The organism is Actinoallomurus vinaceus, from assembly GCF_039542055.1.
Taxonomy (GTDB): Bacteria; Actinomycetota; Actinomycetes; order Streptosporangiales; family Streptosporangiaceae; genus Actinoallomurus; species Actinoallomurus vinaceus.
Genome location: NZ_BAABHK010000014.1, coordinates 257,530 through 282,324, shown reverse-complemented (window position 1 = coordinate 282,324; position 24,795 = coordinate 257,530). Strand labels below are relative to the sequence as shown.

Below are 24,795 nucleotides of genomic sequence, written 5' to 3'. Positions count from 1 at the left end.
AGCGGGCTCGCCGCCGGCTCGGACGTCCCCCCGCGCCTCGGGACGCGGGTCGTCGTGCTGGTCGGCAACCCGCGCCCGGAGTCGCGGACGCACGCCGTCGCCGCCCGTACGGCCCGGGCGATCGCCCCGGGGACCACGCCCGAGACGGTCGACCTGACGGAGCTCGCCGACCGGCTGTTCAGCCGGGCCCCGTCCCCGCGGCTGGACGACGCGGTGGCGAAGGTCTCCTCGGCCGACCTCCTCGTCGTGGCCAGCCCGACCTACAAGGGCACCTACACCGGCCTGCTCAAGGCGTTCCTCGACCGGGTGCCCTCCCTGTCCGGCGTGACCGCGCTGCCGCTGCTGGTGATGGGGTCGCCCCGGCACGCGCTCGCGGTCGAGGTCCATCTGCGGCCGCTGCTCGTCGAGCTCGGCGCGAGCGTCCCCACCCCGGGACTGGCCGTGGTCGAGTCCGACCTCGACCGCCTGGACGAGGTCCTGGCCGAATGGGCGGCGACCGTACGCCTCCCCGAGGCCGTCTGGTGACCGTCCCGCAGTGAAGCGGAGGCGAACGGTGATGGGCACACGTGTGGGACAGACCCCGGTGGTGGACGGGGACAGCTTCCGGCGGGCGCTGGGCCGGCACGCCGCCGGCGTGGTCGTGGTGACCGGGCCGGGCCCGGTCGGGCTGACGGCCACCTCGTTCACCTCCGTCAGCCTCGATCCGCCGCTGGTGTCGTTCTGCGTCGGGCGCGCGTCGACGACCTGGCCGGACCTGCGGGAGGCGCCGACCTTCGCGGTCAACGTGCTGGCGACCGACCAGGCGGAGATCGCGTCCCGGTTCGCCGGGCGCGGGGTCGACCGCTTCGCGCCGCCGACGTCGTGGCACATCGGGCCGGGGGACGTGCCGATCCTCGACGGGACCGCCGCGCACCTGCTCTGCGAGCCGTACGACACGGTCGCGATGGGGGACCACTGGCTCGTGGTGGGACTGGTCGTCGACACGGGTCTCGGCGCGCCGGGCGTACCCCTGCTTTACCACCGCGGCCGGTACGGCCGGTTCAGCCCGCACCCGGGTTGACCGGGGCCTTTCACTGAAAGTTTCGACGCCGGCGGTTTGCGTGAAAACGTCGTCACGCTGCGTCGTTCGCCGTATGGTAGAGGCCACCTGCCGACGTCGCGCGGGAGGAGGCACATGGAGCGCTGGTTCGCCGAGAGATCCGTCGGAGAGCTGCTGCCCGGAGACCACGCGTGGTTCTCCTATGCCGACCGGGAGGAGCAGGAGCATGTGGTGGGTGCCTTCCTCCACGACGGGCTGGCCGGATCCGACAAGGTCATCTACATCACCGACGCCGGGTCGGGCGACCTGCCCGACCTGCGGTCGCGCTACCGGCTCGACCCGGAGGCCTATCTCCGCAGCGGGCAGCTGGCGATCCTGCCGCAGGCGGAGACCTGCCTGACCGGTGGCGTGTTCGACCCCGCGCGGATGAGCGCGACGCTGCAGGAGGTCCTCGATCGGGCGGAGACGGAGCGCTTCCGCGGCGTCCGCGTCACGGTCGACATGACCTGGGCGTTCCATCAGAAGAGGGGCCGCGACGGCGTCCTCGAGTGCGAGGCTCGGGTGGACGCCGCCATCTCCCCCAGTACGATGGCCATGGCGATCTGTCAGGTCGACGCGCGCTCCTGCACACCGGAGGAACTCACCGCGCTGAAGGAGAGGCACGAGGTGCTCGTGGGCGCCGATCCCTACTTCGACGACGGAATCCTGAGCATCACCCCGACGTTCCGGCCGCGGGGTCTGCGGCTCAGCGGCGAGCTGGACGGCGCGCGGCACGCGGTGTTCGCCGAGTCGCTGCAGAAGGTCATCGATCACGGCGGTGACGTCCACCTCGACCTCGCCGAGCTGCGATTCGTCGACCTGGGTGCGCTCAGCATGATGGCGGGTGCCGCGATGCACCTCGGCTCGCGGGTGATCCTCGATCATCCGTCCGCTCACCTGGCGGACATCGTCGAGCTCGTGAGCAGCCGGCTGCTGCCGTGGCTGGAGATCGGCGATGGTGAGGCCCGATGACGCGACTGATCCACCAGGTCCTGATGTACGACAACGAGAAGGACATCCTGGACACGGTCCTGCCGTTCCTCCAGGAGGGCCTCAGCGCGGGTGAGGCGGTGCTCACGGTCGGGACGGCGCCCAACCTCGCCTGCCTACGTCAGGCGCTGGGCACCGACTCCGACGCCGTCGAGTTCGCCGACTCCGCCTCCTGGTACATCCAGCCGACGCGCACCATCGCCAACTACAGCTCGTTCATCGCCGAGAACGCCACCGCTCGCATCAGGGTCGTCGCCGAGCCCGGCTGGGAGACCGGGACCGCGGCCGAGATATCCGAGTGGACGAGATACGAGTCAATCATCAACCAGGCGTTCGCCGACATCAGCGCCTCGGTGCTGTGCCTCTACGACCGGCGCACCACCGACCCCGGGCTGCTCGACGGCGCGCTGCGCACCCATCCCCAGCTCATGGAGGGTGCCTGCTCGCGCTGTAACGACGCCTACCTCGACCCGGCGATCGTCCAGGCGGGGGTGGACCGCGATCCGCTGCCCGCCCCTCCGCCCGGCGCCGTCCGGCTCCCGATCGACGATGCCGACCTGAGCCCGCTGCGCTCCTTCATCGGCGGCCACGCCCGCCACCACGGCATGTCCCGGCCCCGGATCAACGACCTGCTGGTCGCGACGACGGAGGTCGCGACCAACGCCATCCGGCACGGCCAGGCCCCGATCAGCTGCCAGATGTGGCGGGACGACGACGACCTGATCGTCGAGGTGACCGACGCGGGTCACTGGCAGGCGGACCCGGTCCCCGGTTTCGTCCCGCCCGATCCGGCGTCCCTGTCGGGCTTCGGCCTGTGGGGGGTCCGCATGCTGTGCGCGCTGGTCCAGCTGCGCACGGGCCCGGACGGGACGACGGTCCGGCTGCACATCCCCTGCCGCTGACCGGAGTGCCGCGACGGACTCCCAGCCGTCCCGCGCCGTACGGCTCCTCGTCAGCCGAGCGCCGCGACGAAGCGTTCCGCGTCCCCGGCCGCCATGCCCGTCTCCGCCTGGACGAGCGCGACGGCGCCCGCGAAGTCACCGGTGTCGCGGATCTGCCGGGCCCGCTCGGCGACGCTGCCGGGCCCGCCGGACGCGTACCCGCCCGGTTCGGGCAGGGGACCGCTGCGCAGGGCGTCGACGATCTGCTTGGCCTCCCTGAGCCCGAGCCCGGTCGCCTGACGGACCTCCTTGACCGCCAGAATCGGCTTGTTCTCCCCCAAGAGGGTGCGCACCCGGACCTGCAGGGCGGCCGGCACCGCCATCGGCACGCCCATCGGCGTCATCGGCGCGCTCATCGGCGGCAGAGGTCCCCCCATCGGCGGAACGGGTCCGGCCACCGGCGGGACGGGTCCGGCCACCGGCCGGGACGACCCCGCGTTCCTCGCGACGCTGATGACCACAACGACGAGGACGACGACAAGGAGGACACCGGCCAGACCGATCAACACCACCATGGCACCCATGCCTGGATTCTGACAGATCAGTGATGAGTCGGCCGCGGTGCGACCGTGAGCCGCGTCGGTGATGTCCTCGGCATCGGGATGCCCGGGTGCGTGGGGCTCGGCGTCGGCGGGACCGTGGCCTTGGGGTGGCCCCCCGGTCGCCTCGTTGGCAGCGGGTGGGGACGCACCCCGGGTGTCGACGAGTTCGTCGTCCGCGGCGACGTGTGCGTCGTCGACGGTGAGGGCACGGACGTCGCGGGAGGCGGGGCCAGCGGCACGCTGCGCCGGCCTGGGTGATCGGGCTTGAGGAGTCCCCAGGTCAGCAGGGCGATGCCGGCGACCGCCGCCGCGGCGAGGAGCATCCGCGGCCACGCGGGGACGGTCCTCGTCGGCCGCGCCGAGCCCCGGTAACGGTCGATCAGCTCGGCGTCCGGCTGGATGCCCTCGGCCGCGCGCCGGTAGTGCTCGCGGAGAAGAGCGTCGAGGTCGTCACTCATGAGCCGCTCCTTCCTCCGACAGCTGCCGCCGCAGGGCGGCCATCGCCCGTGACGTGTGACTCTTCACCGTGCCCCGGGAGATGCCGAGCGCCTCCGCGATCTCGTGTTCGCTCAGGTCGCACCAGTAGCGCAGCACCACCACGGCCCGTTGCTTGACGGGCAGGGTCGCCAGGACGTCGTCGAGCGGGGCTCTTCCCGCGTCGTACGTCGAACGCGATCCGACGAGCCGCTCGACGTCGACGGTCCCCCCGACCGGCAGATCGGGTCGTCTCTTACGGCGCTTGTGGTGGTCGATGGCGAGGTTGACGAGCACCTTGCGCGCGTACGCCTCCGGCTGGTGCCCGCCGCGCAGGATCCGGGTCCAGCGCCGCGCGACCCGCTCGTACGCGATCTGCAGGAGGTCCTCGGCGAGGTGCCGGTCGTAGACGAGGAACACCGCGGTGCGCAGCAGGCGGCCCGCGGAGGCGGTGACGAACTCGTCGAACGTGAGCTCGTCACCACTCACTCCGCAGGCCTCCTCACGGCTCAGGGTGGACAGTGTGCCACCTATCCCCGGCCCGGCGTGGTCGGAACGGGCTTCGGCGGCTTCCCGCACGTGGGGGACACCGTGGGCACCGGTCGCGGCGCCCCCGGCCGGGTCGCCGACGGTCGCGGCTTCCCTGGCCGGGTCGTCGGCACCGGTCGCGGCGCGCCCGGCCGGGTCGTCGGCACCGGTTGCGGCGCCCCCGGCGGGGCCGTCGCCACACAGGTCGGCCGGGGGTGCGGCACCTTCGTCGGGGTGGGTCGCACGGTCATGGTCGGCCTCGCGGTCGGCACTCTCGTCGACGTCGGCGTGGGAACCGGCTTCTGCGTCGGCGTGGCGGCCGGGACCTTGGAGGAGTCGGCGACGTTCTTCACCCCATGGCCAGAACCCCCGGCGATGGCGGCGCCGCCCGCCCATACGCCCGCGAGCACGGCGACGGCCGCGCCGGCCCCGGCGAGAGTGAATGTCGTCCGGCGACGTCTGCGATCGGTCATTGAGAGATCCCTTCGTTTCCGTACACCCCCCTCAACCCCTCCTCCGGGCCGATCGGTTGTCACGGTCTTTGACGGAGTCGGCGCGACCGGCCAGGCTGGTGCTGATGGAGCCTTCCGACTTCCTCACCCGGCTGCGGGCCGAGAGCGCGCACATCGCCGCGTTCGCCGCCGACCGCGACCTCGGCGCGCCCGTTCCGACCTGCCCCGGCATGAACGTCGGCGAGGTCCTCCGGCATCTGGGCGGCGTGCACCGACTGGTCCTCGGCTGGGTCCGTACGCAGCATCGGCCGGAGGTCTGGGAGCGCGAGCCGCCGGGTGGGGACGTCGTCGAGTGGTTCCGGGCCGGAGCCGCCGAACTGCACGACGAGCTTGGCGGGCACCACCCCGGCGAGCCCTGCGACACCTGGTCGCCGGACGACCGCACCGTCGGATTCTGGTGGCGGCGCATGGCGCACGAGACCACCGTGCACCGCGCCGACGTCGAGACGGCGTACGGCCCGATCGGCCCGATCGACGCGCGGTTCGCCGCCGACGGCGCCGACGAGGTCCTGTCACTCTTCCTCGCCCGTCGCCGGGAGGACGAGACGCACGACCCGGTCCGCATCGTCGGCGTCGCCGCCGGGTCGCACGTGTGGCGGGTAACGCTCCGGCCCGGGTCGGCCGAGGTCGCCCGCGAGCTCCCCGACGACGCCGACGCGGTCGTGATCGGCGACCCGGTCGCCGTCTATCTGTGGCTGTGGGGACGCCGGGGCGACGACGCCGTACGCGTGTGCGGCGACCGCCGGGCGGCGACCGCACTGCGCGCCGCCCTCGCCACCGCCACCCGCTGAGCCGCCACCCTGCCGGAGGTGCTCCCCGAAGCGGAGCTCCACGACCTGGTCACCGCGGTGGTGGACCGCCTGCTCCCTGCGGACGGGCCGGACGAGGGCACCGGCTGACAGGGGCCGGACGTGCGAAGAACCCGGGCGACCGGACCGAAACGGGGCCGGTAACCCGGGCTCTGCCGGAGAAGGCGGCCCGCCGTGCGCTCTCTCAGCGGCGCGCCGGCGGGCGACCGGTCACTTGATCGTGAACTCCTTGCTGAGAACCTTGTTGGTTCCGTTGTCGCCCGTCGTGTACAGCAACTTCTGGACGGTGACCGTCACCTTGCCCACCTGGGAGGCATTCTTCGCGGTGTACGTCACCGTGAAGGGGCGGGCCTGCGGGGTGTCGGCGCTGTACTTCGCCGGCTTCTGCACCAGCTTGCCGGAGAGCTTGATACGCACGATCACGTACGCCACTCCGGTGTCGCCCGGACTGACGTCCGCCAGCTTTCCGTTGATCGTCAGCCACTTGCCCTTCTTGTGGGGCTTCGTGCCCAAGGTCCACGAGCCCCAGGTGTGGACGTACTTGAGTACCGGGTGGCTCTTCCCCTTTTCGCCCTTAGTCTGGGAATTCAGGTTCCAGGTTCCATGCGTCTTGGGCTTGGCGCCAGTGGTGGCGGCAGAGGCCGTCGACGCTCCTGCCCCGACGACGGCGAGGGCGGCGGCGACAGTGGCGGCCAGTTTCCGCATTGGCGATTCCTTCGTCGAAGATCACGGCCCGAACCCCCCGCAGGTCGGCGGGCAGGGTTCAGCCGTGAGTGATGGGTTGGATACCCGTCGACTATCGCCTCATCGGCCGGCTGAAGGTAGAGGCCCTAGGCTCAACTTCCGGCGGAGGGATTGGGTCCCCAGACCCTACGGTCGCGTATGGATACGCTCCGCGAGGGCCGTGAACGCCTTGCCACGGTGGCTGATGGCGTCCTTCTCCTCCGGCGCCAGCTCGGCGGTCGTGCGCGTGTCGCCCTCGGGCACGAAGATCGGGTCGTAGCCGAAGCCGCCCGTGCCGCGCGGCGCGTCGATGACGACGCCGTCCAGGTGACCCTCGACGGTCTCCTCCTCGCCGGAGGGCCACGCGATGGCGGCCGCGCAGACGAAGCGGGCGCCGCGGTGCTCGGCGGCCACGTCGGACAGCTGCCCGAGGAGCAGGGCGAGGTTGGCCTGATCGTCGCCGTGCCGGCCGGACCAGCGGGCGGAGAACACGCCCGGCATGCCGTTCATGGCGTCGACGCACAGGCCGGAGTCGTCGGCGACGGCGGGCAGCCCGGTGTGCGCGGCGATCGCGCGCGCCTTCAACAGCGCGTTGCCCGCGAACGTCAGCTCGGTCTCGGGGACCTCCGGCGCGTCCGGGAACTCCTCGAGCCCGACCACGTCGATGTCGGCCAGGATCCGGCGCAGCTCGACGATCTTCCCCTGGTTGCGCGTGGCTAGGACGATCTTCATGACGCGAGGGCCTCCTGCTGGATGCGGGTGAGCTCGGCGCACCCGCCCGCCGCCAGGTCGACGAGCGCGTCGAGCTCGGCGCGGTCGAACGGCTGGCCCTCGGCGGTGCCCTGCACCTCGACGAACCGGCCGTCGCCCGTGCACACGACGTTCATGTCGGTCTCGGCGGCGACGTCCTCCTCGTAGCACAGGTCGAGCCGCGGCTCGCCGTCGATGACGCCCACGCTGACCGCCGCGACCGAGCCGACGAGCGGGCTGGTCTTCAGCAGCTTGCGGCCGCGCATCCAGGCGATCGCGTCGGCGAGCGCGACGTACGCTCCGGTGATCGCGGCGGTGCGGGTGCCGCCGTCGGCCTCCAGCACGTCGCAGTCGAGGATGATGGTGTTCTCCCCCAGCGCCTTGTAGTCGACGCAGGCCCGCAGCGACCGGCCGACGAGACGCGAGATCTCGTGCGTGCGACCGCCGATCTTGCCTTTGACCGACTCGCGGTCGTTGCGGGTGTTGGTCGCGCGCGGCAGCATCGCGTACTCCGCCGTCACCCAGCCGAGCCCCGAGTCGCGGCGCCAGCGCGGCACGCTGGTCTGGACGGACGCGGCGCACAGCACGCGCGTGCGGCCGAACTCCACCAGCACGGAGCCCTCGGCGTGGGTGAGCCAGCCGCGGTGGATACGGACGGGACGAAGCTGGTCGGCTGACCGACCGTCGGGGCGAGCCATGGACGTCACCCTACCGAGAGCGTTCCCACCGCCGCGCGTGCGCCGCCCCTTCCCGGCGGCGGGCCGTGTGCCTCTCCTACAGCTCGTAGACGGCGCCCTGGGCGGCCAGCTCGATCGGGCCGCCGTAGCCGCTGGACTTGGCCTCGGCGAGGATGCTCGCCGAGTCGTTCCAGGGGACGAGGTGGGTGAGGACGAGCCGCCCCGCGCCCGCCCGGGTGGCGTGCTCCCCCGCCTGACGGGCGCTGAGGTGTAGGTCCGGGGGGAGATCGGGCCGATCGAGGAACGACGCCTCCGCCAGCAGCAGGTCGACCCCGCGGGCCAGCTCGACGAGCTCGTCGCACTCGCCCGTGTCTCCGGAGTAGGCGATCGCCGCGCCGCCGTGCTCGACGCGGAATCCGTACGCCTCGACGGGGTGACTCATCGGCGCCGTCGTGATGGTGAACGGCCCGAGGCGGAACGCCCCGGGGCGCAGCGTGTGGAAGTCGAACGCCTGACGCATCCCCGGGTCCAGGTCCAGGTCGTACGCCCGTGCCATCCGGTCGGCGACGCCCTCCGGCCCGTACACCGGGATCCGTGGCTTGGGACCTTCGGGCGCGTAGGTACGGGCGACCCAGTATCCGCACAGGTCCATGCAGTGGTCGGCGTGCAGGTGGGACAGTAGGACGGCCTCGATCTCGTACAGCCCGATGTGGCGCTGCAGCGGGCCGAGGGCACCGCTGCCGAGGTCGAGCAGGAGCGCGAAGCCGTCGGCTTCGACGAGATAGCAGGACGCCGGACTGTCCGGACCGGGGAAGCTCCCCGAACAGCCGATCACCGTGAGCCGCACGGGCCGACCTCCTAACGAGCGGTGGACGGAATGCCGACGATCGCGGATTCGACGAGCCCGATCTCCGGGCCGAGGAAGCGGCGGCCGAGGACGCCGAACGGCGTCGGATCTCCGGTCGCGAGGAACCGGTGGGCGGGCTCCGGGGAGCCCTCCGCGCGGGCCAGGCGACCGTCGTGCAACACGCGGAAGACGTCCTTGGCGGTCTCGTCGGCGCTTGATACGAGAGTTACCCCGTCACCGGCGACGTATGAGATGGCGCCGGTCAGCAGCGGGTAATGCGTGCAGCCGAGGATGAGGGTGTCGCACCCCGCGTCGAGGATCGGCCGAAGGTAGCCGCGCGCGACGTCGAGGAGTTCGTCGCTCATGGTGATGCCCCGCTCCACAAACTCTACAAAACGCGGACACGGGACACTTGTCAGTGTCACATGAGGCGCAGCGGCGAACGCGTCATCGTACGATCGACTGGTCACGGTCGCAGGAGTCGCCACCAGCCCCACGCGGCCCGTACGGCTGGCGCTGACCGCGGCGCGCACGGCCGGCAGGATCACCTCGACGACCGGGACGTCGTAGCGTTCCCGCGCGTCGCGCAGGACGGCGGAGCTGGCGCTGTTGCAGGCGATGACGAGCATCTTCACGCCCTCGGCCACGAGGCGGTCGAGCACCTCGAGGGCGTAGGCGCGGAGTTCGGCGATCGGCTTCGGCCCGTACGGGAACCGCGCGGTGTCGGCGACGTAGATCAGCGATTCGTTCGGCAACTGGTCGAGGATGGCGCGGGCGACGGTCAGCCCGCCGACTCCGCTGTCGAAGATCCCGATTGGCGCGTCAGACATGATCCCAACAGGCTAAGAGACCTCCGAACCATCGGTGGCCCGATGCGCCGTACATCACACTGTGATTTCCAGTGCTTTACGAGCGGCCGCGGCCTACACGGGCGATCTGCCGGCTCTGCGCGACGAGCCTTCCGGTGGAGTCCCAGACCTCGACCTCTTCGTCGAACCATCCGTCGCTGACGAGACGGCCCCGGCCGTGGACGGCCAGCCAGCCCGGTGCGGGGACGGCCCGCATGTGCCAGGTCAGCTCGACGGTCGGCGCCCAGCCGGACGCGCTCGTGTTGAGCACCACGGGCGGCAGCGCGTCGACGGCGAGCGCGAGGAGGATGCCGTCGGGGTCGTACGGCTCGCGCAGCCGCAGGTGGGCGCGTATCTCGGGCACACCGCTGGGCCGCCCGTCGAGCCAGCCCATGGTGGCCGGGTCGTAGCGCAGGTCGATCCGCCGGGTGAAGCCGTTGTCCGCCTCGAATGTCACGCACTCCTCGACCGGGGGGATCTTCTCCTGGCCCGCCGAGTAGTCGGGCTCGGCGTCGCCGTCGAGCGTGCCGGTGGTGATGAGCGCCTCGACCCGGTCCTGGCCCTCCTGGGCGAGGATGACGCGGGCCACCGTGGCCGTGCGCCCGGTCTTGCGAGGCTCTACCCGGATCTCTGCGGGCCCGGCCGTCACGACGCGAAGGAAGCTCGCGCTGGTGGCGACGGGGTGCGGATGCGCAGACTCGCCGATCGCCGCGCGGGCCAGCACCGCCATGAGGTAGCCACCGTTGAGCGCGTGCTGGAAGCCGTAGTCCCCGTCGAGGTCGACCGCGTAGCGCCCCTCCGCCACCTTCCGCACGGCCGTAGCCGCAGCGAAGCCGCCCATTCCCCACCTCACCGCCGAGTAGAACCGCATTCGGTCGTTACCCTACCGGCCCGATGGCCAACAACCGCGACAACAAGCACAAATAGGACGCTCGCCACACGGCGTCAGAGGTTGAGGTCGACCTCTTCCTCCTCCATCAGCCGAAGATTGATGTCCTGCGCCCACTCCGCCGCGAACCGCTTCACCCGCCGCACCTCGTCCAGCGTCAGCCCGTAGCCCTGAAACTCCTGGTCGTCGAGGAACTCGGCCGCTTCCAGCCGTGAGACCAGCCGGTGCAGGGAGAAGTCACTCTCGTGCGAGCGGCAGAGCCACTCAAGCCGTTCGAAGCTGTACTGGCCGGCGAGCGAGGCAGCGTCGATGAGGTCGCGGGCGATCCCCCGGTCGTGAACGGCTCGCATCTTCAGGCCGACCGCGTCGTCGAAACCCACGACGGGACAGGAGTCCACCACGATGGGGCTCACTCGGAGAGTGGCCTTCATCAGGTCGACCTCGCAAGCCTCTCCGGTCTGCGGGTCGCTGACAAGGAGACGGGCGAACCGGTAATTCCCCGGCTTGGCCACGACGGCGAAGCCCTTTGCCCGATATCCCGCCACGACCCGAGCGGTTAGCTCGTCGACCGGGAGTGGGTGGTCGGTCGCGAAGTCGATGTCTTTACTCGGTCGGTCGACCAGGCCATGGGCCCGCATCGCGTATCCGCCCGCCAGGAATAACCCGTATTCCTCGCACAGATCAAGCCCTGCATCGATGATCCGCCGATGAAACGGCGGCATGTTCAGGCCCATGTGGCCGCTTCCCACTCGGCGCGGGCGGCGGCGAAAGCCTCAGGAGAAGCTCCTCGCCTGGCCAGCTCCGGGAAGCGGCTTTCCCACGCCTTGACGTAGCCGTCGGCCATCCGCCGGTGCAACAGCGGCCAGGCGTCGATGAGGTGATCCGAATTCAAGAAGGCGGGGTAGTGATCCTGCAGTCCTTGCACGATCACCAGGTTGTACAGCGCGACCCTCTGGCGGAAGCGCCCCACGTCGTACCGCGTATGTCCCGACCAGCACAAATCCAGCGGGAGGTCGACGACGCCCTCACGCGGACCGTACAGGTCGGACAGTGATCGGGGGATCCAACGGGGCAGATGCTCCGTCCAGCTCGCCAACGTCTTGGGCATGAGCCCAGTATGCCAAGGATACGGAACGTACACAGGCGCTTACCGAAACTGTTTTCGAGTTCGGTAAGCGCCCGTGGGTCGTGCGCGGTCAGGCCCAGAGCTGGCCTTCGAGGCGTTCCTCGGCCTCCTCCAGGGTGCCGCCGTACGCGCCGGTCGAGAGGTACTTCCAGCCGCCGTCGGCGACGATGAACGCGATGTCGGCGCGTTCGCCCGCCTTGACGGCCTTGTTCGCCATGCCGAGCGCGGCGTGCAGCGCGCACCCGGTGGAGATGCCGGCGAAGATGCCCTCCTGCGCGAGCAGCTCACGCGTGCGCCGCAGGGCGTCCGCCGACGTCACGGAGTAGCGCGTCGTCAGCACCGACTCGTCGTACAGCTCGGGCACGAAGCCCTCGTCGATGTTGCGCAGGCCGTACACCAGCTCGCCGTAGCGGGGCTCGGCGGCCACGATCGCCACGCCCGGGACCTGCTCCCGCAGGTAGCGGCCCACGCCCATCAGCGTGCCGGTGGTGCCCAGCCCGGCGACGAAGTGGGTGATCGACGGCAGGTCGTCCAGCAACTCGGGCCCGGTCGTCTCGTAGTGGGCGCGGGCGTTGGCCTCGTTACCGTACTGGTAGAGCATCACCCAGTCGGGGTTCTCCTCCGCCAGCCCCTTGGCGACGCGCACGGCCTCGTTGGAGCCGCCGGCCGCCGGGGAGAAGATGATGCGCGCGCCCCACATCTCCAGCAGCTGCCGCCGCTCGGCGGAGGTGTTCTCCGGCATCACGCAGACGATGTCGTAGCCGCGCAGCTTGGCCACCATCGCCAGGGAGATGCCGGTGTTCCCGGAGGTGGGCTCCAGGATCGTCCGGCCCGGGGCGAGCAGCCCCTCCTTCTCCGCCTTGGCGATCATCCAGAAGGCGGGGCGGTCCTTGACCGAGCCGGTCGGGTTGCGGTCCTCGAGCTTGGCCCACAGCCGCACCTCGGGTGAGGGTGACAACCGGGGCAACCCGACCAGCGGCGTACGGCCGAGGGAGTCGAGCAGGGAGTCGAAGCGCACGTCAGCCGCCGGCGACGGCGGGCAGCACCGTCACGGTGTCGCCGTCGGAGACCTTGGTCTCCAGGCCGCCCAGGAAGCGGACGTCCTCGTCGTTCAGGTAGACGTTGACGAAGCGCCGCAGGCCCTTCTCGTCGACCAGCCGGCCGCGCAGGCCCGGATGCCTGGACTCCAGGTCGGCGAACAGCTCGTCGAGCGTGGCGCCGCCACCCTCGACCGCCTTCGCCCCATCGGTGTAGTTACGCAGGATCGTCGGAATACGAACCTCGATCGCCATCGCGAGTGTGCTCCTTCGTCGTACGGTCCCGGCATGGCTCAACACGGCCGGATGCGCGGGGATTCCGGGCTGGGGGAGTCAGCCCTGGCGACAGTCGTAGACGACTTCGGCGCGGCAGTGGCCGAAGAGAAAATTCTGCACGGGCGCGACGAGGCGGACCGGGTTCGGGCGCTCCGTCATCGTCGTCACGGGTTCAGTCTACCGAGTCGGTTTCGTTCGACTCGACGACGCGGACCTCCTCCTCGTCCACCTTGCCGTCGACGATCCGGTAGGAGCGGAACTCCGTCTCGTCGTCGTGGCGGGTGGACACCAGCACGTAGTGCGCGTTCGGCTCCGAGGCGTAGGAGAGGTCGGTACGGGAGGGGTAGGCCTCCGTGGCGGTGTGGGAGTGGTAGATCACGACCGGCTCCTCGTCCCGGTCGTCCATCTCCCGCCACACCTTGAACTGCTCCATCGAGTCGAATCGGTAGAAGGTCGGGGAGCGCTCGGCGTTCGCCATCGGGATGAACCGGGACGGCCGGTCGGAGCCGACGGCTCCGGCGACGACGCCGCATGCCTCGTCCGGGTGGTCGGCGCGCGCGTGAGCGACGATCTGGTCGACGATGGCCCGTTCGATGGTGAGCATGCGCACAGCGTATCGACGGCCGCCGCCGGCCGAAGCGGGCGGGCGGACGGGTCAGCGGAGATCACGTCCCAACGGCTCAGCAGGGATCACGTCCCATGTGCAGCCGGGTCAGCGGGGGTCGCGGCCCATGTGCAGCCGGACGACCGAGCCGTCGGCCCCGGACCGGATCTCCACCAGGTCGCACAGCTGCCGGACCGCCCACATGCCGGCGCCCGCGGGCCGGTACGGCGTGGGCGGGAAGTAGCCGAGGAACCGGTCGTCGAGGGAGGCGCCGGCGTCCACGACGTCGCAGATCAGCGTGCCGTCCGCGGACCACAACCACACCGATCCCGATCCCCCGCCGCTGCGTACGACGTGCGCGGCGACCTCGTTGACCGACTGCACCAGGGCGAGGGAGCGCTCCCGGGGCAGACCGTGCCGGTCGGCCGCGTCCGCGACGAAGGCCCGCAGCCCGGCCAGGTCCTCGCCCGCGAACCCCCGGCTCATCACCGGCTCGGCGGGCGGGGAGAGCGGGGCCCGGTTGCGCTCGGCGTAGAAGACGGCCGGGTCGGTGAACAGCGTGCTCTGCCGGCTCCCGGTGGCGCCGACGAGCTCGGGGTGGGTCCGGCTCACGTCCTCGGCGGCCTCGGGCGGCAGTGAGCGCATGTCGTACGCGCACAGGAGGCGGGTCGGGGTGCCGGCGAACGCCACGTTGAGCAGCGACTCCAGCCGGCCCCACTCCCGGATCTCCGGGCGGGTGCGGGCCCGCCAGACCGGCTCCGCGATGAGGCACAGCGGGCCTCGCGGCCACCAGTGCTCGCGCGCGTGCGCGAGGTAGGCGGTGAGGGTCCGGGCCGGTACGCCGAACCAGCAGGCCGGGTCGATGAACTCCACCCGGCCGGCCTGACGGCCGAGCCTGCGGCGTAAGAGACCGGCCCGCTCGCTGATCACGACCGGGCGGCCGCCCTGAGACACGCCCTCACGCAGGAAGGGGATCGTCACGGCGAGGAACTCGTCCTCATGGCCGTAAAGCAGGGCTCGGTGGACGAGCACATCGACGGAGTCGGTGGCGGTCACACCCGCTCCTCCCAGCGCGGAGTCCGGCGGCGACGCCCAAACTACCAAGGCGCTCGGCGACAAAAGAGAGATAACCCGCCAATCAACCATCATCCAGGGATGATGCTTACCAAAGGGCTCGTACGAGGTCCTCTTGGAGATAGGTCAGCCAGTCGTACGCGGCGAAGGGCGCGGAGCGCGGATCGTTCCAGTCCAGCGTGCGGTTCCGCTCCAGCGACTCCTCGGTGATCTCCAGGCGGGTGCCCAGGGCGAGGCGCAGATCGTTGAGCGACCGCAGCCACACCTGGGACTGCTCGGCGTCCAGGAAGATGTCCCCGCCCTCGCCGAGCGTCTTGAGCACCAGTTCGGCGGCCGCCCGCTTGTCGTCGCGCAGGGTCCCCTCGGTGTAGCGCCGGAACTCCGCCGAAGCGATCTGATCATCCTGATAGGCGTCGGGGAAGAGCCGGGCCAGCACCGGATCGTCGGAGACAGTGGTGTTCTCCGAGAAGCTGAGGTTGGGCAGGCCGTCGTCCCGGACGGCCGGCGAGGGCCCGCCCAGCAGGTCGAGGAGCTGGGTGACCAGCGCGTGGACGACAGAGGCCTCCTCCCGCGTGATCCGCAGCCGCACACCGCCACCGTGGACGGGGGTGAACCAGGTGTTCATAACTCAGACATCCTGCCGGACCGTGGCCCACAGGCCGTAGGAGTGCAGGATTTCGCAGTCGCGTTCCATCTCCTCGCGGGTACCGCTGGAAACGACGGCGCGGCCCTTGTGATGCACATCGAGCATCAGCTTCTCGGCCTTCTTCTTCGAATAGCCGAAGACAGCCTGGAACACGTACGTCACGTACGACATGAGGTTGATGGGGTCGTTCCAGACGATCGACACCCACGGACGGTCCGGACGTACATCTTCGGCGGCGTCCGGCCGATCGAGCTCGACGGGAGCCGTGGTCACTTCAGTGCCTCCTTCCGGGGTGCTGCTCGCACATCGTGTACACACCACACCGTAATCTGCCACTCGTGGATCATTCGACGGCGCTGCTGACCGACCGCTATGAACTCACCATGCTCCAGGGTGCCCTCACCGCCGGCACCGCGCACCGCCGAGCGATCTTCGAAGTCTTCGCCCGGCAGCTGCCGAACGGCCGCCGCTACGGCGTCGTCGCCGGGACGGGACGCCTGCTCGAGGCACTGGAGTCGTTCCGGTTCGGTGGGCCTGAACTGGAATTCCTCACCTCCCAGGGCATCGTGGACGAGCCGAGCGCCGCGTGGCTGGAGTCGTACCGGTTCTCCGGGAACATCTGGGGCTACGCGGAGGGCGACTGCTACTTCCCCGGCTCGCCGATCCTCGTCGTGGAGGGCAGCTTCGCCGAAGCGGTGATCCTCGAGACGCTCTCGCTGTCGATCCTCAACCATGACTGTGCGATCGCCTCCGCTGCCTCCCGAATGGTACGTGCCGCAGCCGACCGCCCGATCATCGAAATGGGATCCCGGCGCACGCACGAGATGGCGGGTGTGGCCGCCGCTCGCGCAGCCTACATCGCCGGCTTCCGGTCCACCTCGAATCTCGAAGCAGGACGCACCTATGGGGTACCCACGGCGGGCACCAGCGCGCACGCCTTCACCCTGCTCCACGACAGCGAACGCCACGCCTTCCAGGCGCAACTCAACGCGCTCGGCCCCGGAACGACCCTGCTCGTGGACACCTACGACGTCCCCCGCGCCGTCGCGGTCGCCGTCGAGCTCGCCGGGCCCGAACTCGGCGCCGTCCGCATCGACAGCGGCGACCTGAAGGAGATGGCCCGCGAGGTCCGCGAGCAGCTCGACGGCCTCGGCGCGCCCAAGACCCGGATCATCGTCACGGGCGACCTCGACGAGTACTCGATCGCCGCCCTCGCCGCCTCCCCCGTCAACGGGTACGGCGTCGGCACATCGCTGGTCACCGGATCGGGCGCGCCGACCGCGTCGCTCGTCTACAAGCTGGTGGCCCGGGCCCAGACCGACGACGGCCCGCTGCGCCCGGTGGCCAAGCACTCGGTCGGCAAGCCGAGCAAGGGCGGCCGCAAGTGGGCGGTCCGCCACCGCGACGACAACGGCCGGGCCATCGCCGAGGTCGTCTCGACGAGCGAGCCGACCTCCGGCCCGTACGACCGGCCGCTGCTGACGCCGCTCGTCGTCAACGGCGAGATCGTCGCCCGCGAGCCCCTGAGCGAGGCCCGCGACCACCACGAGCAAGCCCTGGCGGAACTCCCCCCATCGGCCTTCCAACTCTCCCGCGGCGAGGTGGCCATCCCAACGAAGTTCGTCAACGGCTCCTGAGCGGCTCCGCCCCCCGGCGCCGCCGAGCGAAAGCCACCATGATCACCGACGCATGCTATGTCCCTTTGCGCAGCATGCGCCGGTGATCAGCCGACACCGTTCGGCATCAGGGCTCCCGCGACACGGGCGCGTCGAGCCAGATGAGTCGTACGTCGGCGCGCCGGGCGAGCAGCCGCCGCGCACGGTCTGCGGTCTCGGCACGGATGAGCCTCTGACAGGAGCCGCCGGTCGGGACATAGGCGATGGCCTCGTTGCCGAAGTCCAGGCCCCACCCCACCACGGCGCCGTCGTCCTGCCGGATGTCCAGCAGTCCTAGAGCGAACCGACGCGGTGCCGTCTCGACCGACAGCTCGACGAGCTCGGCGAGCAGACGCTGCTCGCCCCACTCCTGAGACCCGTCTCTCGTTACCTCGTGCATGAAGACCCCGTTTCCGCGACGCCTGCGATTCCCAATCCGCAGCGTTTCTCGTGTTGCTGAAACAGTGACAGCACAGCGTGATGATCGCAACACTTTCCGCGACAATCGCCTGAGTATGCGGCACCGGCACCTCTAAGGTCGACGAGAAGGATCAGTAGAGGAGGCGGACGATGCCGAAACGGCCGGCGACCGTACGGGCCCGAGGTCTCGGTGCCGAGCTACGCGAGCTGCGGGAGCAGAGCCGCTTAACGACTCGCGAGGTCGCCAAGCGGCTGGGCTGGTCGGCGAGCACGGTCAGCCGCACGGAGACCGGCCAGCGCAATATCAGCAGCGAGGACGTCGCGGCGCTACTCGCGCTGTACGGCGTAACCGGCGAGGAACGCGACCGGCTGCTGGCCCTGGCCCGGAAGGCCAATCAACCGGGCTGGTGGGAGACCCACGATCCGGGACTCCCCAGCCAGCTCACCGCCCTGATCGGCTTCGAGTCTCAGGCGACACGAATCATCGACATGCAACTGGCCCTCATCCCGGGCCTGCTACAGACGCCCGAATACACCCGCTCGGTCATGGAGCGCACGGGAGTGCCCGACCACGAAATCGAGGCTCGTGTCGCGACCCGCATGGGCCGACAGGTGATCTTCAGCCGCCCAAGCCCGCCTGAGTACCTCGCGATCATCGATGAGGCAGCGCTCCGTCGTCCGATCGGCGGCAGGACGGTCATGCTCGAGCAACTCGGCCGTCTTATGCAGACGACCGAGCACTCTTACGTCAGTGTCCAGGTGATTCCGTACGACAGAGGGGCGCACGCGGGGCTGAACGGATCATTCGTGATGTTGGAATTCGCCACGGCTCCGAGGATCGTGCATCTCGAACACAAGCGTTCCTCCCTGTTCCTCGATGAGCCCGAGGATGTGTCGCCGTTCACTGCAAGCGTCGATACGCTGCGGGATATGGCGCTTGATCCGGCCAAATCGGCGGAATTCATCGCCTCGATCGCCTCCGACTACGAAAGCTGAGGGCGGAATGGACCTCTCCCGCACCGCGTGGCGCAAGTCAAGCCACAGCGGGTCCGAAACCAACTGCGTAGAGGCCGCCGTTGTCCCAGCGCTCCGACCTGGGGAAAACGATCGGGTAGCCGGCGACGAACTGATCCCTGGTGATCGCTGCCCCTAGACAGCAGCGACCGCCAGTCGAAGCCGTGCCCGGGACTCGGCGCTTGCATCAGGCCGGTACCGGGACCGGGTGCGTGCTGCGGCAGGGTTGGAAACGGGCCAAGTAGGCCAGGGTCGGGCCGCGCCGTACCTCGAAGTGGAGGCCGGACGCGTCGGCGAGGCGGTGGAGCCGGCCGAACGGGATCCAGTGCCGGTCGAAGAACTCCCCCACCACGAGCCGTCCGGCCGGCGCGAGCACACGCGCGGCCTCGCTGAGGACCCGCTCCGGCTCGGGGATCTCGCCCAGCGCGGTGACGAGGTAGACGGCGTCGAAGGTCTCCTCGGCGAACGGCAGGGTCCGGGCGTCGGACTCGGTCGCGGTGATGGTCGTGATGCCGCGCTCCTCGGCGCGGCGGGTCACGTGGTCGAGCATCTCCGGCTGGATATCGACGACGTCGAGCCGCCCCACCGGGCCGAGCTGTGGCGCCACGTGCAGCGACTGCAGCCCGGTGCCGGGGCCGATCTCAAGGATCCGTTCGCCGGGGCGGGGACGGAGCACCTCGTCGAGACCGGCGCAGGTCAGGTACGGCAGCGGGATGTCGAGCAGGCCCCGCTGGGTGTACGGGTAAGGCGCCCTGTCGCCGAACCACCACGCGGCCGCGGCGGCGCCGCCGGCGGCGGCCAGTCCCCAGCGGGTACGGCGAGCGGTCAGTACGGTCATTCTTCCTCCAGTGAATGGTGATGGTGGGGAGCCGGGGCTTCAGGCGCTGTGGGGATGGATCGACGCGGGGTCCCGGCGTGGGAACGTCCTGATGGCCAGGACGGCGCAGGTGATCGCCAGGGGCAGCTCGGGGAAGATCGCCATCGCCACGGCCGTGGTCCGGTCGCCGCCCGGCGTGGCCGTGACCACGTCGAACCAGGCGTCCACGACCGGCAGCGGAGCGGTCGCGGCCGCCACCAGGCAGCCGCGAGGGTCACGTCGCCTGAGCAGCACGCCTGTGCTGACCAGGCCGAGCGCCTCCAGGCCGTCGAACCCCGCCCATGCCGTCGACCAGTGCGCGGCCACCGCTGTGGCCGGGAGCCCGAACGCGAGCACGAACAGCCACGGGACCAGTGCCAGTCCGGCCCCGATCAGTACGAGCGCCGGCCAACGCGGCCTGTCCCGCCGCAGGTCCGGGCGGCCGGGCGCGGAAGGTGGGGAAAGCGAGGGAACAGGGGTGGTCACGGAGTCGGTCTCCTTGTAGTGCCGTGCCTTTTCACGTCGGCGCCGGAAATCGCGACGGAGGCCATGCGCGTCGCGATTTCGAACGTAGAAGGGCCGATAGGCGTCCGGCGTCATACTGATCGCCGATCTTCGGCACGTCCGCGCGACCAAAGATGTGGTCCCGCGCGGACTGCTCAGCCGGGCACGTGGGAACGGCAGCCGGCTGTGAAAGGGCGGCACCGGCCGGGACCGCGAGGTGCACGGGGCCACGCCCGCGCCGGAGACGTCCTCGCGGCGGACCGCCCTGGACCCGCAGTCCCCGATGCGAGGGTTCAGGAGGTCAGTGCTTGATGGCCGGGTTCAGTGGGGCAGGTCGTTGGTCCAGGCGGCGGTGGTGATCCGCACCCCGCCGCCATCGCTGAAGAACTCTCCTCCCCCGCCTTCGGCGAGGAAGTTGGTCTCGCGGACCTGGGAGGTCTTCGGATCGATGACCATCCGGAGCCGGTCTCCGGGCAGCACGGAGAACTGCAGGGCCTCGCCGTCGGCGACCTTGCCGACGACCTTCACGTTCGGGTACGCGGCGAACGCGCGGAACGCCGCGGCACGGACCTTCGGCGGGGCAGGCAGCGTGCTGATCAGCATGTACAGCGATTCGAAGACGTACTCCTTCTGCATCTGCGCGGTCAGGGGCCCCGCGCCGGTCCTGATGCCGCTGTGCGCGACCGTATCGGCCAGCCACGCCTTCAGCCGATCCGCCTCCGTGGGCAGCTCCTGAATCTGCTGGAGGCTCACGAACCCGACACCGAGGTCGAACGGCCGCCCCTTCGGCCGGTCCGGCAAGATGCCCTGGTGGAAGACCTCGCCCTCGGTCTTGGCGTCCCTGCGCCACACCTCGCCGTCTCGGCGGGTCCACCGCTCCCTGAGCGTCGGCTTGTCGTTCGCGCTCTCCTTCTCCTCCATCTTGACGTACCAGTACGTGCCGGAGGCCGCCGGCGCATTCTCGGCGGTGGTGGCGGCGGCGAGGAGGATCTGCCGGGCGGACAGCGTGGACGGCGCGGCCGTGGACGGCGGGCTGTTGGGGTGCGCGGTGTGCGCCGTTCCGGTCGTGCTCACGAGGATCGCCGTCGCGGCCGTGGCGGCGGTCAGGCCGAGGCCGCCGGCCAGCCAGCCGATCCTGCGCTTGCGGGCCGGCCCGCCGCGCATCGTGTTCTGCAGCCGGTGCCGGCTCCGGTCGGCCGCCTCCTGGGACGGCTCCGAGCCCCGGAGCGCCGTCGCGAGCATCGTCAGTTCATCCATTGATTGCCTCCTTGAGCTTCTTGCGGGCGCGGTTGAGCCGGGACCCGACCGTTCCGGCGGAGATCCCGAGCGCCTCGGCCACCTCGTCGTAGCTGAGCTGGCTCAGGGCGACGAGCAGGACGACGTCGCGTTCGCCCTGCGACAGCCGGGACAGGGCCCTGACCAGTTGCGGCTGCATGCGGGCTGCCGCCACCGACGCGACGACGCGGTTCTCGTGGCTGTCCGCGGCCGGCTCGACCCCCGTACGGGAGAGGGCCTTGTAGTGCCGGGCCTCTTTGCGCCGGTGCCGGGCCACGAGATTGGTGGCGATGCCGAACAGCCAGGGCCGCAGGCCGCCGCGCCGGGGGTCGAACCGGTCGCGATCGCGGAACGCCACGCAGAACGTCTCCGCGGCGATGTCCTCCGCCGTCTGCGCGTCCAGCCGCCCGGCCGCGTACAGGTAGATGGCGCGGAAGTACCGGTCGTGGACGGCGGTGAACCGGTCCGGATCTCGGCGGAACCCGTCGGCGAGCTCGGCGTCACTCGCTTGCTCGCCCACGTCGGCGGTCACGTCCCTGCCTCCGTCATACGGTGCCTCCTGGGTGAGGGGATCTGTCACCCATGCTTCGCCGGACGCCGAGATCGTCTTCCGTGCGTCCCACACCGGAGCGGCGGCGTTCGAAATCTCGGCGTCCTCCGCTGATGTTTCCGGCCCTGGCGGGGTAACTTCCTGTCGTTGGAGACTGGCGGGGAGGCTGCCGTGAGCACGGCGTTGATCATTATTGATGTGCAGAACGACTTCTGCGAGGGCGGGTCACTGCCCGTGAACGGTGGGGCGGCCGTGGCCACGGCGATCTCCACGTACGTGCAGGACAACCGCCGGGCGTACGACCATGTCGTGGCGACCCGGGACTTCCATCTCGAGCCGGGAGAGCACTTCTCCGACGAGCCTGATTTCGTCGGCACCTGGCCGCCGCACTGCGTGATCGGCACGCCGGGCGCCGACTTCCACCCGAACCTCGACCTGGCGCCGATCGAGACGGTGTTCAGCAAGGGTGAGCGGAAGGCCGCCTACAGCGGGTTCGAGGGCGCAGCCGACGACGGCACAGCGCTGACCGAGTGGCTGCGCAAGCACGAGGTCGACTCGGTGGACATCGTCGGCATCGCCACCGACCACTGTGTGCGCGCCACCGCCGTCGACGCCGTACGGGCCGGGTTCACCACCCGGGTGCTGCTGGGCATGACGGCCGGGGTGGCGGAGCAGACCACGGAGCGGGCGCTGGAGGAGATGGGCACGGCGGGCGTGCAGCTGTCCGGGCAGCCGATCGTGCGGGGCTGAGCGCTCCTCAGGGGCCGTCCGCCCGGGCGCCCCGGTCTGTCGGTACGTTGCGGGGTATGCAGAACCCGATAGTCCTCGTCATGGGCGTTTCCGGCAGTGGGAAGACCACGATCGGCGCGATGCTGGCCGGTCGGCTCGGGTGGAAGTACGCCGAGGCCGACGACTTCCACCCGCCCGCGAACGTCGAGAAGATGCACAACGGCATCCCCCTGACGGACGAGGACCGCTGGCCGTGGTTGCGGGCCATCGCCGCGTGGATGCAGGAGCAGACCGACCCGGCCGTGGTGACCTGCTCGGCGCTGAAGCGCAAGTATCGGGAGCTGCTGCGCGAGGGCCGCCCGGACCTGCACCTCGTCTACCTGGACGGCAGCAAGGAGCTGATCTCCGGGCGCCTGGCCGCCCGGCACGGGCACTTCTTCCCCAAGCAACTGCTGGACACCCAGTTCGCCGACCTCGAGCCGCCGCAGGCGGACGAGGACGCGCTGACCGTCTCGATCGACCAGCCGCTCGAGAAGATCGTCCAGGAGATCTACGAACGGCTCGGCCTCGCCCGCTGAGCCCTGCCCCCAGCGATCAGTCGCGGACGCGGGGGGTCGGGCGGGCGGCCCACTCACGGATCTTGGCGATGCGGTTGCGGACGTCCTCGCTACTGGCCTGGGCGCTGGGCGGACCACCGCAGACCTTGCGCAGCTCGGCGTGGATCACCCCGTGCGGCTGGCCGGTGCGGTGGTGCCAGGCGCCGACGAGGTTGTTGAGCTCCTTGCGGAGCGCGTGGAGGTCCTCGGCGGCGGTGTGATCCTCGGGTGTCGCCCCCTCGCCCGTGCCCTTGGTCTTACGCTGCGCGGCGAGCTGCTCGGCCTGCCGCTGTTTCAGCAGCTTCGCGACGTCCTCCGGCTCCAGCAGGCCAGGGATGCCGAGGAACTCCTCCTCCTCGGGCGATCCGGGGGCGGCGGTCATGCCGAACTCGCCGCCGTCGAACACCACCCGGTCGAACGTCGCCGACGCCTCGACCGTCTCGAACGGCAGCTCCTCGCCGACGTCGGGGTTGTCGCGCTGCCGGTTGGCCTCGGCGAGCAGGTCGTCGTCGAGGCCGTCCTCGCGGACCGGCCGGTCGAGGACGTGGTCGCGCTCGGTCTCCATCTCGGCCGCGTGCCCCATCAGCGTGGGCACGGACGGCAGGAACACCGACGCCGTCTCGCCGCGCTTACGGTTTCGGACGAAACGACCGATCGCCTGGGCGAAGAACAGGGGCGTCGAGGTCGAGGTGGCGTAGACGCCGACGCAGAGGCGCGGGATGTCGACGCCCTCGGACACCATCCGCACCGCGACCATCCAGCGGTCCTCCGACGCGCTGAACTGCTTGATCTTCTTGCTCGCCGTCGGGTCGTCGGACAGGACGACGGTCGCCTTGGTGTTGGTGATGTCGCGGATCATCTTGGCGTACGCCCGCGCGGCCTCGTGGTCCGACGCGATGATCAGGCCGCCGGCGTCGGGGACCCCCCGGCGCACCTCGGTGAGCCGCCGGTCGGCGGCGGCGATCACCTGCTTGATCCAGTCGCCCTTCGGGTCGAGCGCGGCGCGCCACGCCTGGGCGGTCTGGTCCTGGGTGAGCGGGTCGCTCAGGCTGGCGGTGATCTCGTCCCCGGCGCGCGTGCGCCAGCGCATGTCGCCGGCGTACGCCAGGAAGATCACCGGGCGGACGACCCCGTCGGCGAGCGCCGGGCCGTAGCCGTAGGTGTAGTCGGCGCGGCTGCGGCGGATGCCGTCCGGTCCCTCCTCGTACAGCACGAACGGGATCGGGTTGATGTCGGTGCGGAACGGCGTGCCGCTGAGCGACAGCCGCCGGGCGGCCGGCTCGAACGCCTCACGGACCGCGTCGCCCCACGAGCGGCCGTCGCCCGCGTGGTGGACCTCGTCGAGGATGACGAGGGTCTTCTGCGACTCCGTGCGGTTGCGGTGCAGCGCGGGGTGCGCGGCGACCTGGGCGTACGTCACGGCGACGCCCTGAAAGTCCTTGGCCGTACGGCCCTGGGAGTTCTTGAACTCTGGATCGATCTTGATGCCGACGCGGGCCGCCGAGTCGGCCCACTGCCGTTTCAGGTGCTCGGTCGGGCAGACGACGGTGACGCGGGCGATGGCCTTGCGGTGCAGAAGCTCGACCGCGAGGCGCAGCGCGAACGTCGTCTTACCGGCGCCGGGCGTGGCGACGGCGAGGAAGTCGCGCGGGCCGGTGCGGAAGTATTCCTCCAGCGCCCCCTGCTGCCAGGCACGCAGCGCTGTCGCGGTGCCCCAGGGTGCCCGGTTGGGCAGCGCGGGTGGGGTGTCTGATGCGGCGAACGTGCTCACGGTGAAGAGAGGCTACCGCGACCGACTGACAGGACGGGCCTGGCTTTGAGGGGT

Annotated in this window: 33 protein-coding genes; 10 read left to right on the top strand and 23 right to left on the bottom strand. The window is 70.6% G+C overall.

Annotated elements, in window-relative coordinates; translation table 11 throughout:
* Nucleotides 1-54 precede the first annotated feature (54 nt).
* The 4 genes from ABEA24_RS39065 to ABEA24_RS39050 all read left to right on the top strand — a co-directional run bounded on the left by ABEA24_RS39065 (nt 55) and on the right by ABEA24_RS39050 (nt 2,970).
* Complete coding sequence (locus tag ABEA24_RS39065) at nt 55-525, top strand: NADPH-dependent FMN reductase (protein ID WP_345438105.1); 471 nt, start codon at nt 55-57, stop codon at nt 523-525.
* Nucleotides 526-556: 31 nt separating this feature from the next.
* Nucleotides 557-1,060: a flavin reductase family protein gene (locus tag ABEA24_RS39060; RefSeq protein ID WP_345438031.1), complete on the top strand. Its 504-nt coding sequence runs from the start codon at nt 557-559 to the stop codon at nt 1,058-1,060.
* 114 nt (nt 1,061-1,174) lie between these two features.
* A complete protein-coding gene (locus ABEA24_RS39055) occupies nt 1,175-2,050 on the top strand; it encodes an MEDS domain-containing protein (protein WP_345438029.1) in 876 nt (291 codons plus the stop codon).
* A complete protein-coding gene (locus ABEA24_RS39050) occupies nt 2,047-2,970 on the top strand; it encodes an anti-sigma factor RsbA family regulatory protein (RefSeq protein WP_345438027.1) in 924 nt (307 codons plus the stop codon). Before ABEA24_RS39055 ends, ABEA24_RS39050 begins: the two co-directional genes overlap by 4 nt.
* A gap of 50 nt (nt 2,971-3,020) precedes the next feature.
* Here the strand turns inward: ABEA24_RS39050 and ABEA24_RS39045 are convergent, their stop codons facing one another.
* The 3 genes from ABEA24_RS39045 to ABEA24_RS39035 are packed head-to-tail and all read right to left on the bottom strand — an operon-like array spanning nt 3,021 to nt 4,514.
* Nucleotides 3,021-3,533, bottom strand: coding sequence for a ribosomal protein L7/L12 (locus ABEA24_RS39045; RefSeq protein ID WP_345438025.1), 513 nt, complete (start codon nt 3,531-3,533; stop codon nt 3,021-3,023).
* Nucleotides 3,534-3,550: 17 nt separating this feature from the next.
* On the bottom strand, nt 3,551-4,009 hold the full coding sequence (locus tag ABEA24_RS39040) for a hypothetical protein (RefSeq protein ID WP_345438023.1): 459 nt from the start codon (nt 4,007-4,009) through the stop codon (nt 3,551-3,553).
* The gene (locus tag ABEA24_RS39035) at nt 4,002-4,514 is read right to left on the bottom strand and encodes a SigE family RNA polymerase sigma factor (protein ID WP_345438021.1); all 513 of its coding nucleotides are present in this window, start codon (nt 4,512-4,514) and stop codon (nt 4,002-4,004) included. Before ABEA24_RS39035 ends, ABEA24_RS39040 begins: the two co-directional genes overlap by 8 nt.
* Before the next feature lie 616 nt (nt 4,515-5,130).
* Between ABEA24_RS39035 and ABEA24_RS39030 the strand changes: the two genes are divergently transcribed.
* On the top strand, nt 5,131-5,856 hold the full coding sequence (locus tag ABEA24_RS39030) for a maleylpyruvate isomerase family mycothiol-dependent enzyme (protein WP_345438019.1): 726 nt from the start codon (nt 5,131-5,133) through the stop codon (nt 5,854-5,856).
* Between the two features lie 228 nt (nt 5,857-6,084).
* On the opposite strand, the gene ABEA24_RS39025 is transcribed toward ABEA24_RS39030, so the two are convergent.
* The 14 genes from ABEA24_RS39025 to clpS form a co-directional block, all read right to left on the bottom strand.
* Nucleotides 6,085-6,579 (bottom strand): hypothetical protein, encoded by a 495-nt coding sequence (locus ABEA24_RS39025; RefSeq protein ID WP_345438017.1) that lies wholly within the window; start codon nt 6,577-6,579, stop codon nt 6,085-6,087.
* Between the two features lie 165 nt (nt 6,580-6,744).
* Nucleotides 6,745-7,329 (bottom strand): RdgB/HAM1 family non-canonical purine NTP pyrophosphatase, encoded by a 585-nt coding sequence (rdgB, locus tag ABEA24_RS39020; protein ID WP_345438015.1) that lies wholly within the window; start codon nt 7,327-7,329, stop codon nt 6,745-6,747.
* Nucleotides 7,326-8,045: a ribonuclease PH gene (gene rph, locus ABEA24_RS39015; RefSeq protein WP_345438012.1), complete on the bottom strand. Its 720-nt coding sequence runs from the start codon at nt 8,043-8,045 to the stop codon at nt 7,326-7,328. The genes rdgB and rph overlap by 4 nt, the downstream gene beginning before the upstream one ends.
* Nucleotides 8,046-8,121: 76 nt before the next feature.
* Nucleotides 8,122-8,871 (bottom strand): MBL fold metallo-hydrolase, encoded by a 750-nt coding sequence (locus ABEA24_RS39010; protein WP_345438010.1) that lies wholly within the window; start codon nt 8,869-8,871, stop codon nt 8,122-8,124.
* 11 nt (nt 8,872-8,882) lie between these two features.
* Complete coding sequence (gene murI, locus ABEA24_RS39005; RefSeq protein WP_345438008.1) at nt 8,883-9,701, bottom strand: glutamate racemase; 819 nt, start codon at nt 9,699-9,701, stop codon at nt 8,883-8,885.
* Between the two features lie 76 nt (nt 9,702-9,777).
* Nucleotides 9,778-10,533, bottom strand: a complete 756-nt coding sequence (locus ABEA24_RS39000) for a thioesterase family protein (protein WP_345438006.1) — start codon at nt 10,531-10,533, stop codon at nt 9,778-9,780.
* 131 nt (nt 10,534-10,664) lie between these two features.
* On the bottom strand, nt 10,665-11,342 hold the full coding sequence (locus ABEA24_RS38995) for a nucleotidyl transferase AbiEii/AbiGii toxin family protein (protein ID WP_345438004.1): 678 nt from the start codon (nt 11,340-11,342) through the stop codon (nt 10,665-10,667).
* On the bottom strand, nt 11,333-11,716 hold the full coding sequence (locus ABEA24_RS38990; RefSeq protein ID WP_345438002.1) for a hypothetical protein: 384 nt from the start codon (nt 11,714-11,716) through the stop codon (nt 11,333-11,335). The genes ABEA24_RS38995 and ABEA24_RS38990 overlap by 10 nt, the downstream gene beginning before the upstream one ends.
* Nucleotides 11,717-11,804: 88 nt before the next feature.
* Nucleotides 11,805-12,752 carry a PLP-dependent cysteine synthase family protein gene (locus ABEA24_RS38985; RefSeq protein ID WP_345438000.1) on the bottom strand — a complete coding sequence of 316 codons (948 nt, stop codon included), beginning with the start codon at nt 12,750-12,752 and terminating at the stop codon, nt 11,805-11,807.
* A gap of 1 nt (nt 12,753) precedes the next feature.
* Nucleotides 12,754-13,026, bottom strand: a complete 273-nt coding sequence (locus tag ABEA24_RS38980) for a MoaD/ThiS family protein (protein WP_345437998.1) — start codon at nt 13,024-13,026, stop codon at nt 12,754-12,756.
* Between the two features lie 193 nt (nt 13,027-13,219).
* Entirely contained in the window at nt 13,220-13,651 is a 432-nt protein-coding gene (locus ABEA24_RS38975) for a M67 family metallopeptidase (protein ID WP_345437996.1), read from the bottom strand.
* Between the two features lie 108 nt (nt 13,652-13,759).
* Nucleotides 13,760-14,707 carry an anti-sigma factor RsbA family regulatory protein gene (locus tag ABEA24_RS38970; RefSeq protein WP_345437994.1) on the bottom strand — a complete coding sequence of 316 codons (948 nt, stop codon included), beginning with the start codon at nt 14,705-14,707 and terminating at the stop codon, nt 13,760-13,762.
* Nucleotides 14,708-14,813: 106 nt separating this feature from the next.
* Entirely contained in the window at nt 14,814-15,350 is a 537-nt protein-coding gene (locus ABEA24_RS38965; RefSeq protein WP_345437992.1) for a DUF2017 domain-containing protein, read from the bottom strand.
* Between the two features lie 3 nt (nt 15,351-15,353).
* Nucleotides 15,354-15,644 (bottom strand): ATP-dependent Clp protease adapter ClpS, encoded by a 291-nt coding sequence (gene clpS / locus ABEA24_RS38960; protein WP_252845094.1) that lies wholly within the window; start codon nt 15,642-15,644, stop codon nt 15,354-15,356.
* 65 nt (nt 15,645-15,709) lie between these two features.
* Here clpS and ABEA24_RS38955 point away from each other — a divergent pair, with 65 nt between their 5' ends.
* The gene (locus ABEA24_RS38955) at nt 15,710-17,008 is read left to right on the top strand and encodes a nicotinate phosphoribosyltransferase (protein ID WP_345437986.1); all 1,299 of its coding nucleotides are present in this window, start codon (nt 15,710-15,712) and stop codon (nt 17,006-17,008) included.
* Nucleotides 17,009-17,114: 106 nt separating this feature from the next.
* Here ABEA24_RS38955 and ABEA24_RS38950 read toward each other — a convergent pair whose 3' ends face one another.
* Complete coding sequence (locus ABEA24_RS38950) at nt 17,115-17,426, bottom strand: hypothetical protein (RefSeq protein ID WP_345437984.1); 312 nt, start codon at nt 17,424-17,426, stop codon at nt 17,115-17,117.
* Nucleotides 17,427-17,596: 170 nt separating this feature from the next.
* On the opposite strand from ABEA24_RS38950, the gene ABEA24_RS38945 reads away from it, so the two are divergent.
* Together ABEA24_RS38945 and ABEA24_RS53810 are read left to right on the top strand one after the other, a co-directional pair.
* Nucleotides 17,597-18,442: a helix-turn-helix domain-containing protein gene (locus ABEA24_RS38945; protein ID WP_345437982.1), complete on the top strand. Its 846-nt coding sequence runs from the start codon at nt 17,597-17,599 to the stop codon at nt 18,440-18,442.
* Nucleotides 18,324-18,599: a DUF397 domain-containing protein gene (locus ABEA24_RS53810; protein WP_425551288.1), complete on the top strand. Its 276-nt coding sequence runs from the start codon at nt 18,324-18,326 to the stop codon at nt 18,597-18,599. Before ABEA24_RS38945 ends, ABEA24_RS53810 begins: the two co-directional genes overlap by 119 nt.
* Before the next feature lie 48 nt (nt 18,600-18,647).
* On the opposite strand, the gene ABEA24_RS38940 is transcribed toward ABEA24_RS53810, so the two are convergent.
* From ABEA24_RS38940 to ABEA24_RS38925, 4 genes are all read right to left on the bottom strand, one after another.
* Entirely contained in the window at nt 18,648-19,298 is a 651-nt protein-coding gene (locus ABEA24_RS38940) for a class I SAM-dependent methyltransferase (protein WP_345437980.1), read from the bottom strand.
* Nucleotides 19,299-19,337: 39 nt separating this feature from the next.
* Entirely contained in the window at nt 19,338-19,802 is a 465-nt protein-coding gene (locus ABEA24_RS38935) for a hypothetical protein (RefSeq protein WP_345437978.1), read from the bottom strand.
* A gap of 339 nt (nt 19,803-20,141) precedes the next feature.
* A complete protein-coding gene (locus ABEA24_RS38930) occupies nt 20,142-21,077 on the bottom strand; it encodes a CU044_5270 family protein (protein WP_345437976.1) in 936 nt (311 codons plus the stop codon).
* Nucleotides 21,070-21,627, bottom strand: coding sequence for an RNA polymerase sigma factor (locus ABEA24_RS38925; protein ID WP_345437974.1), 558 nt, complete (start codon nt 21,625-21,627; stop codon nt 21,070-21,072). The genes ABEA24_RS38930 and ABEA24_RS38925 overlap by 8 nt, the downstream gene beginning before the upstream one ends.
* Before the next feature lie 189 nt (nt 21,628-21,816).
* Here ABEA24_RS38925 and ABEA24_RS38920 point away from each other — a divergent pair, with 189 nt between their 5' ends.
* Both ABEA24_RS38920 and ABEA24_RS38915 read left to right on the top strand, forming a co-directional pair.
* Complete coding sequence (locus tag ABEA24_RS38920; RefSeq protein ID WP_345437972.1) at nt 21,817-22,395, top strand: nicotinamidase; 579 nt, start codon at nt 21,817-21,819, stop codon at nt 22,393-22,395.
* A gap of 56 nt (nt 22,396-22,451) precedes the next feature.
* A complete protein-coding gene (locus ABEA24_RS38915) occupies nt 22,452-22,952 on the top strand; it encodes a gluconokinase (RefSeq protein WP_345437970.1) in 501 nt (166 codons plus the stop codon).
* Nucleotides 22,953-22,968: 16 nt separating this feature from the next.
* Here the strand turns inward: ABEA24_RS38915 and ABEA24_RS38910 are convergent, their stop codons facing one another.
* Nucleotides 22,969-24,741: a DEAD/DEAH box helicase gene (locus tag ABEA24_RS38910; RefSeq protein ID WP_345437968.1), complete on the bottom strand. Its 1,773-nt coding sequence runs from the start codon at nt 24,739-24,741 to the stop codon at nt 22,969-22,971.
* Between the last annotated feature and the right edge of the window lie 54 nt (nt 24,742-24,795).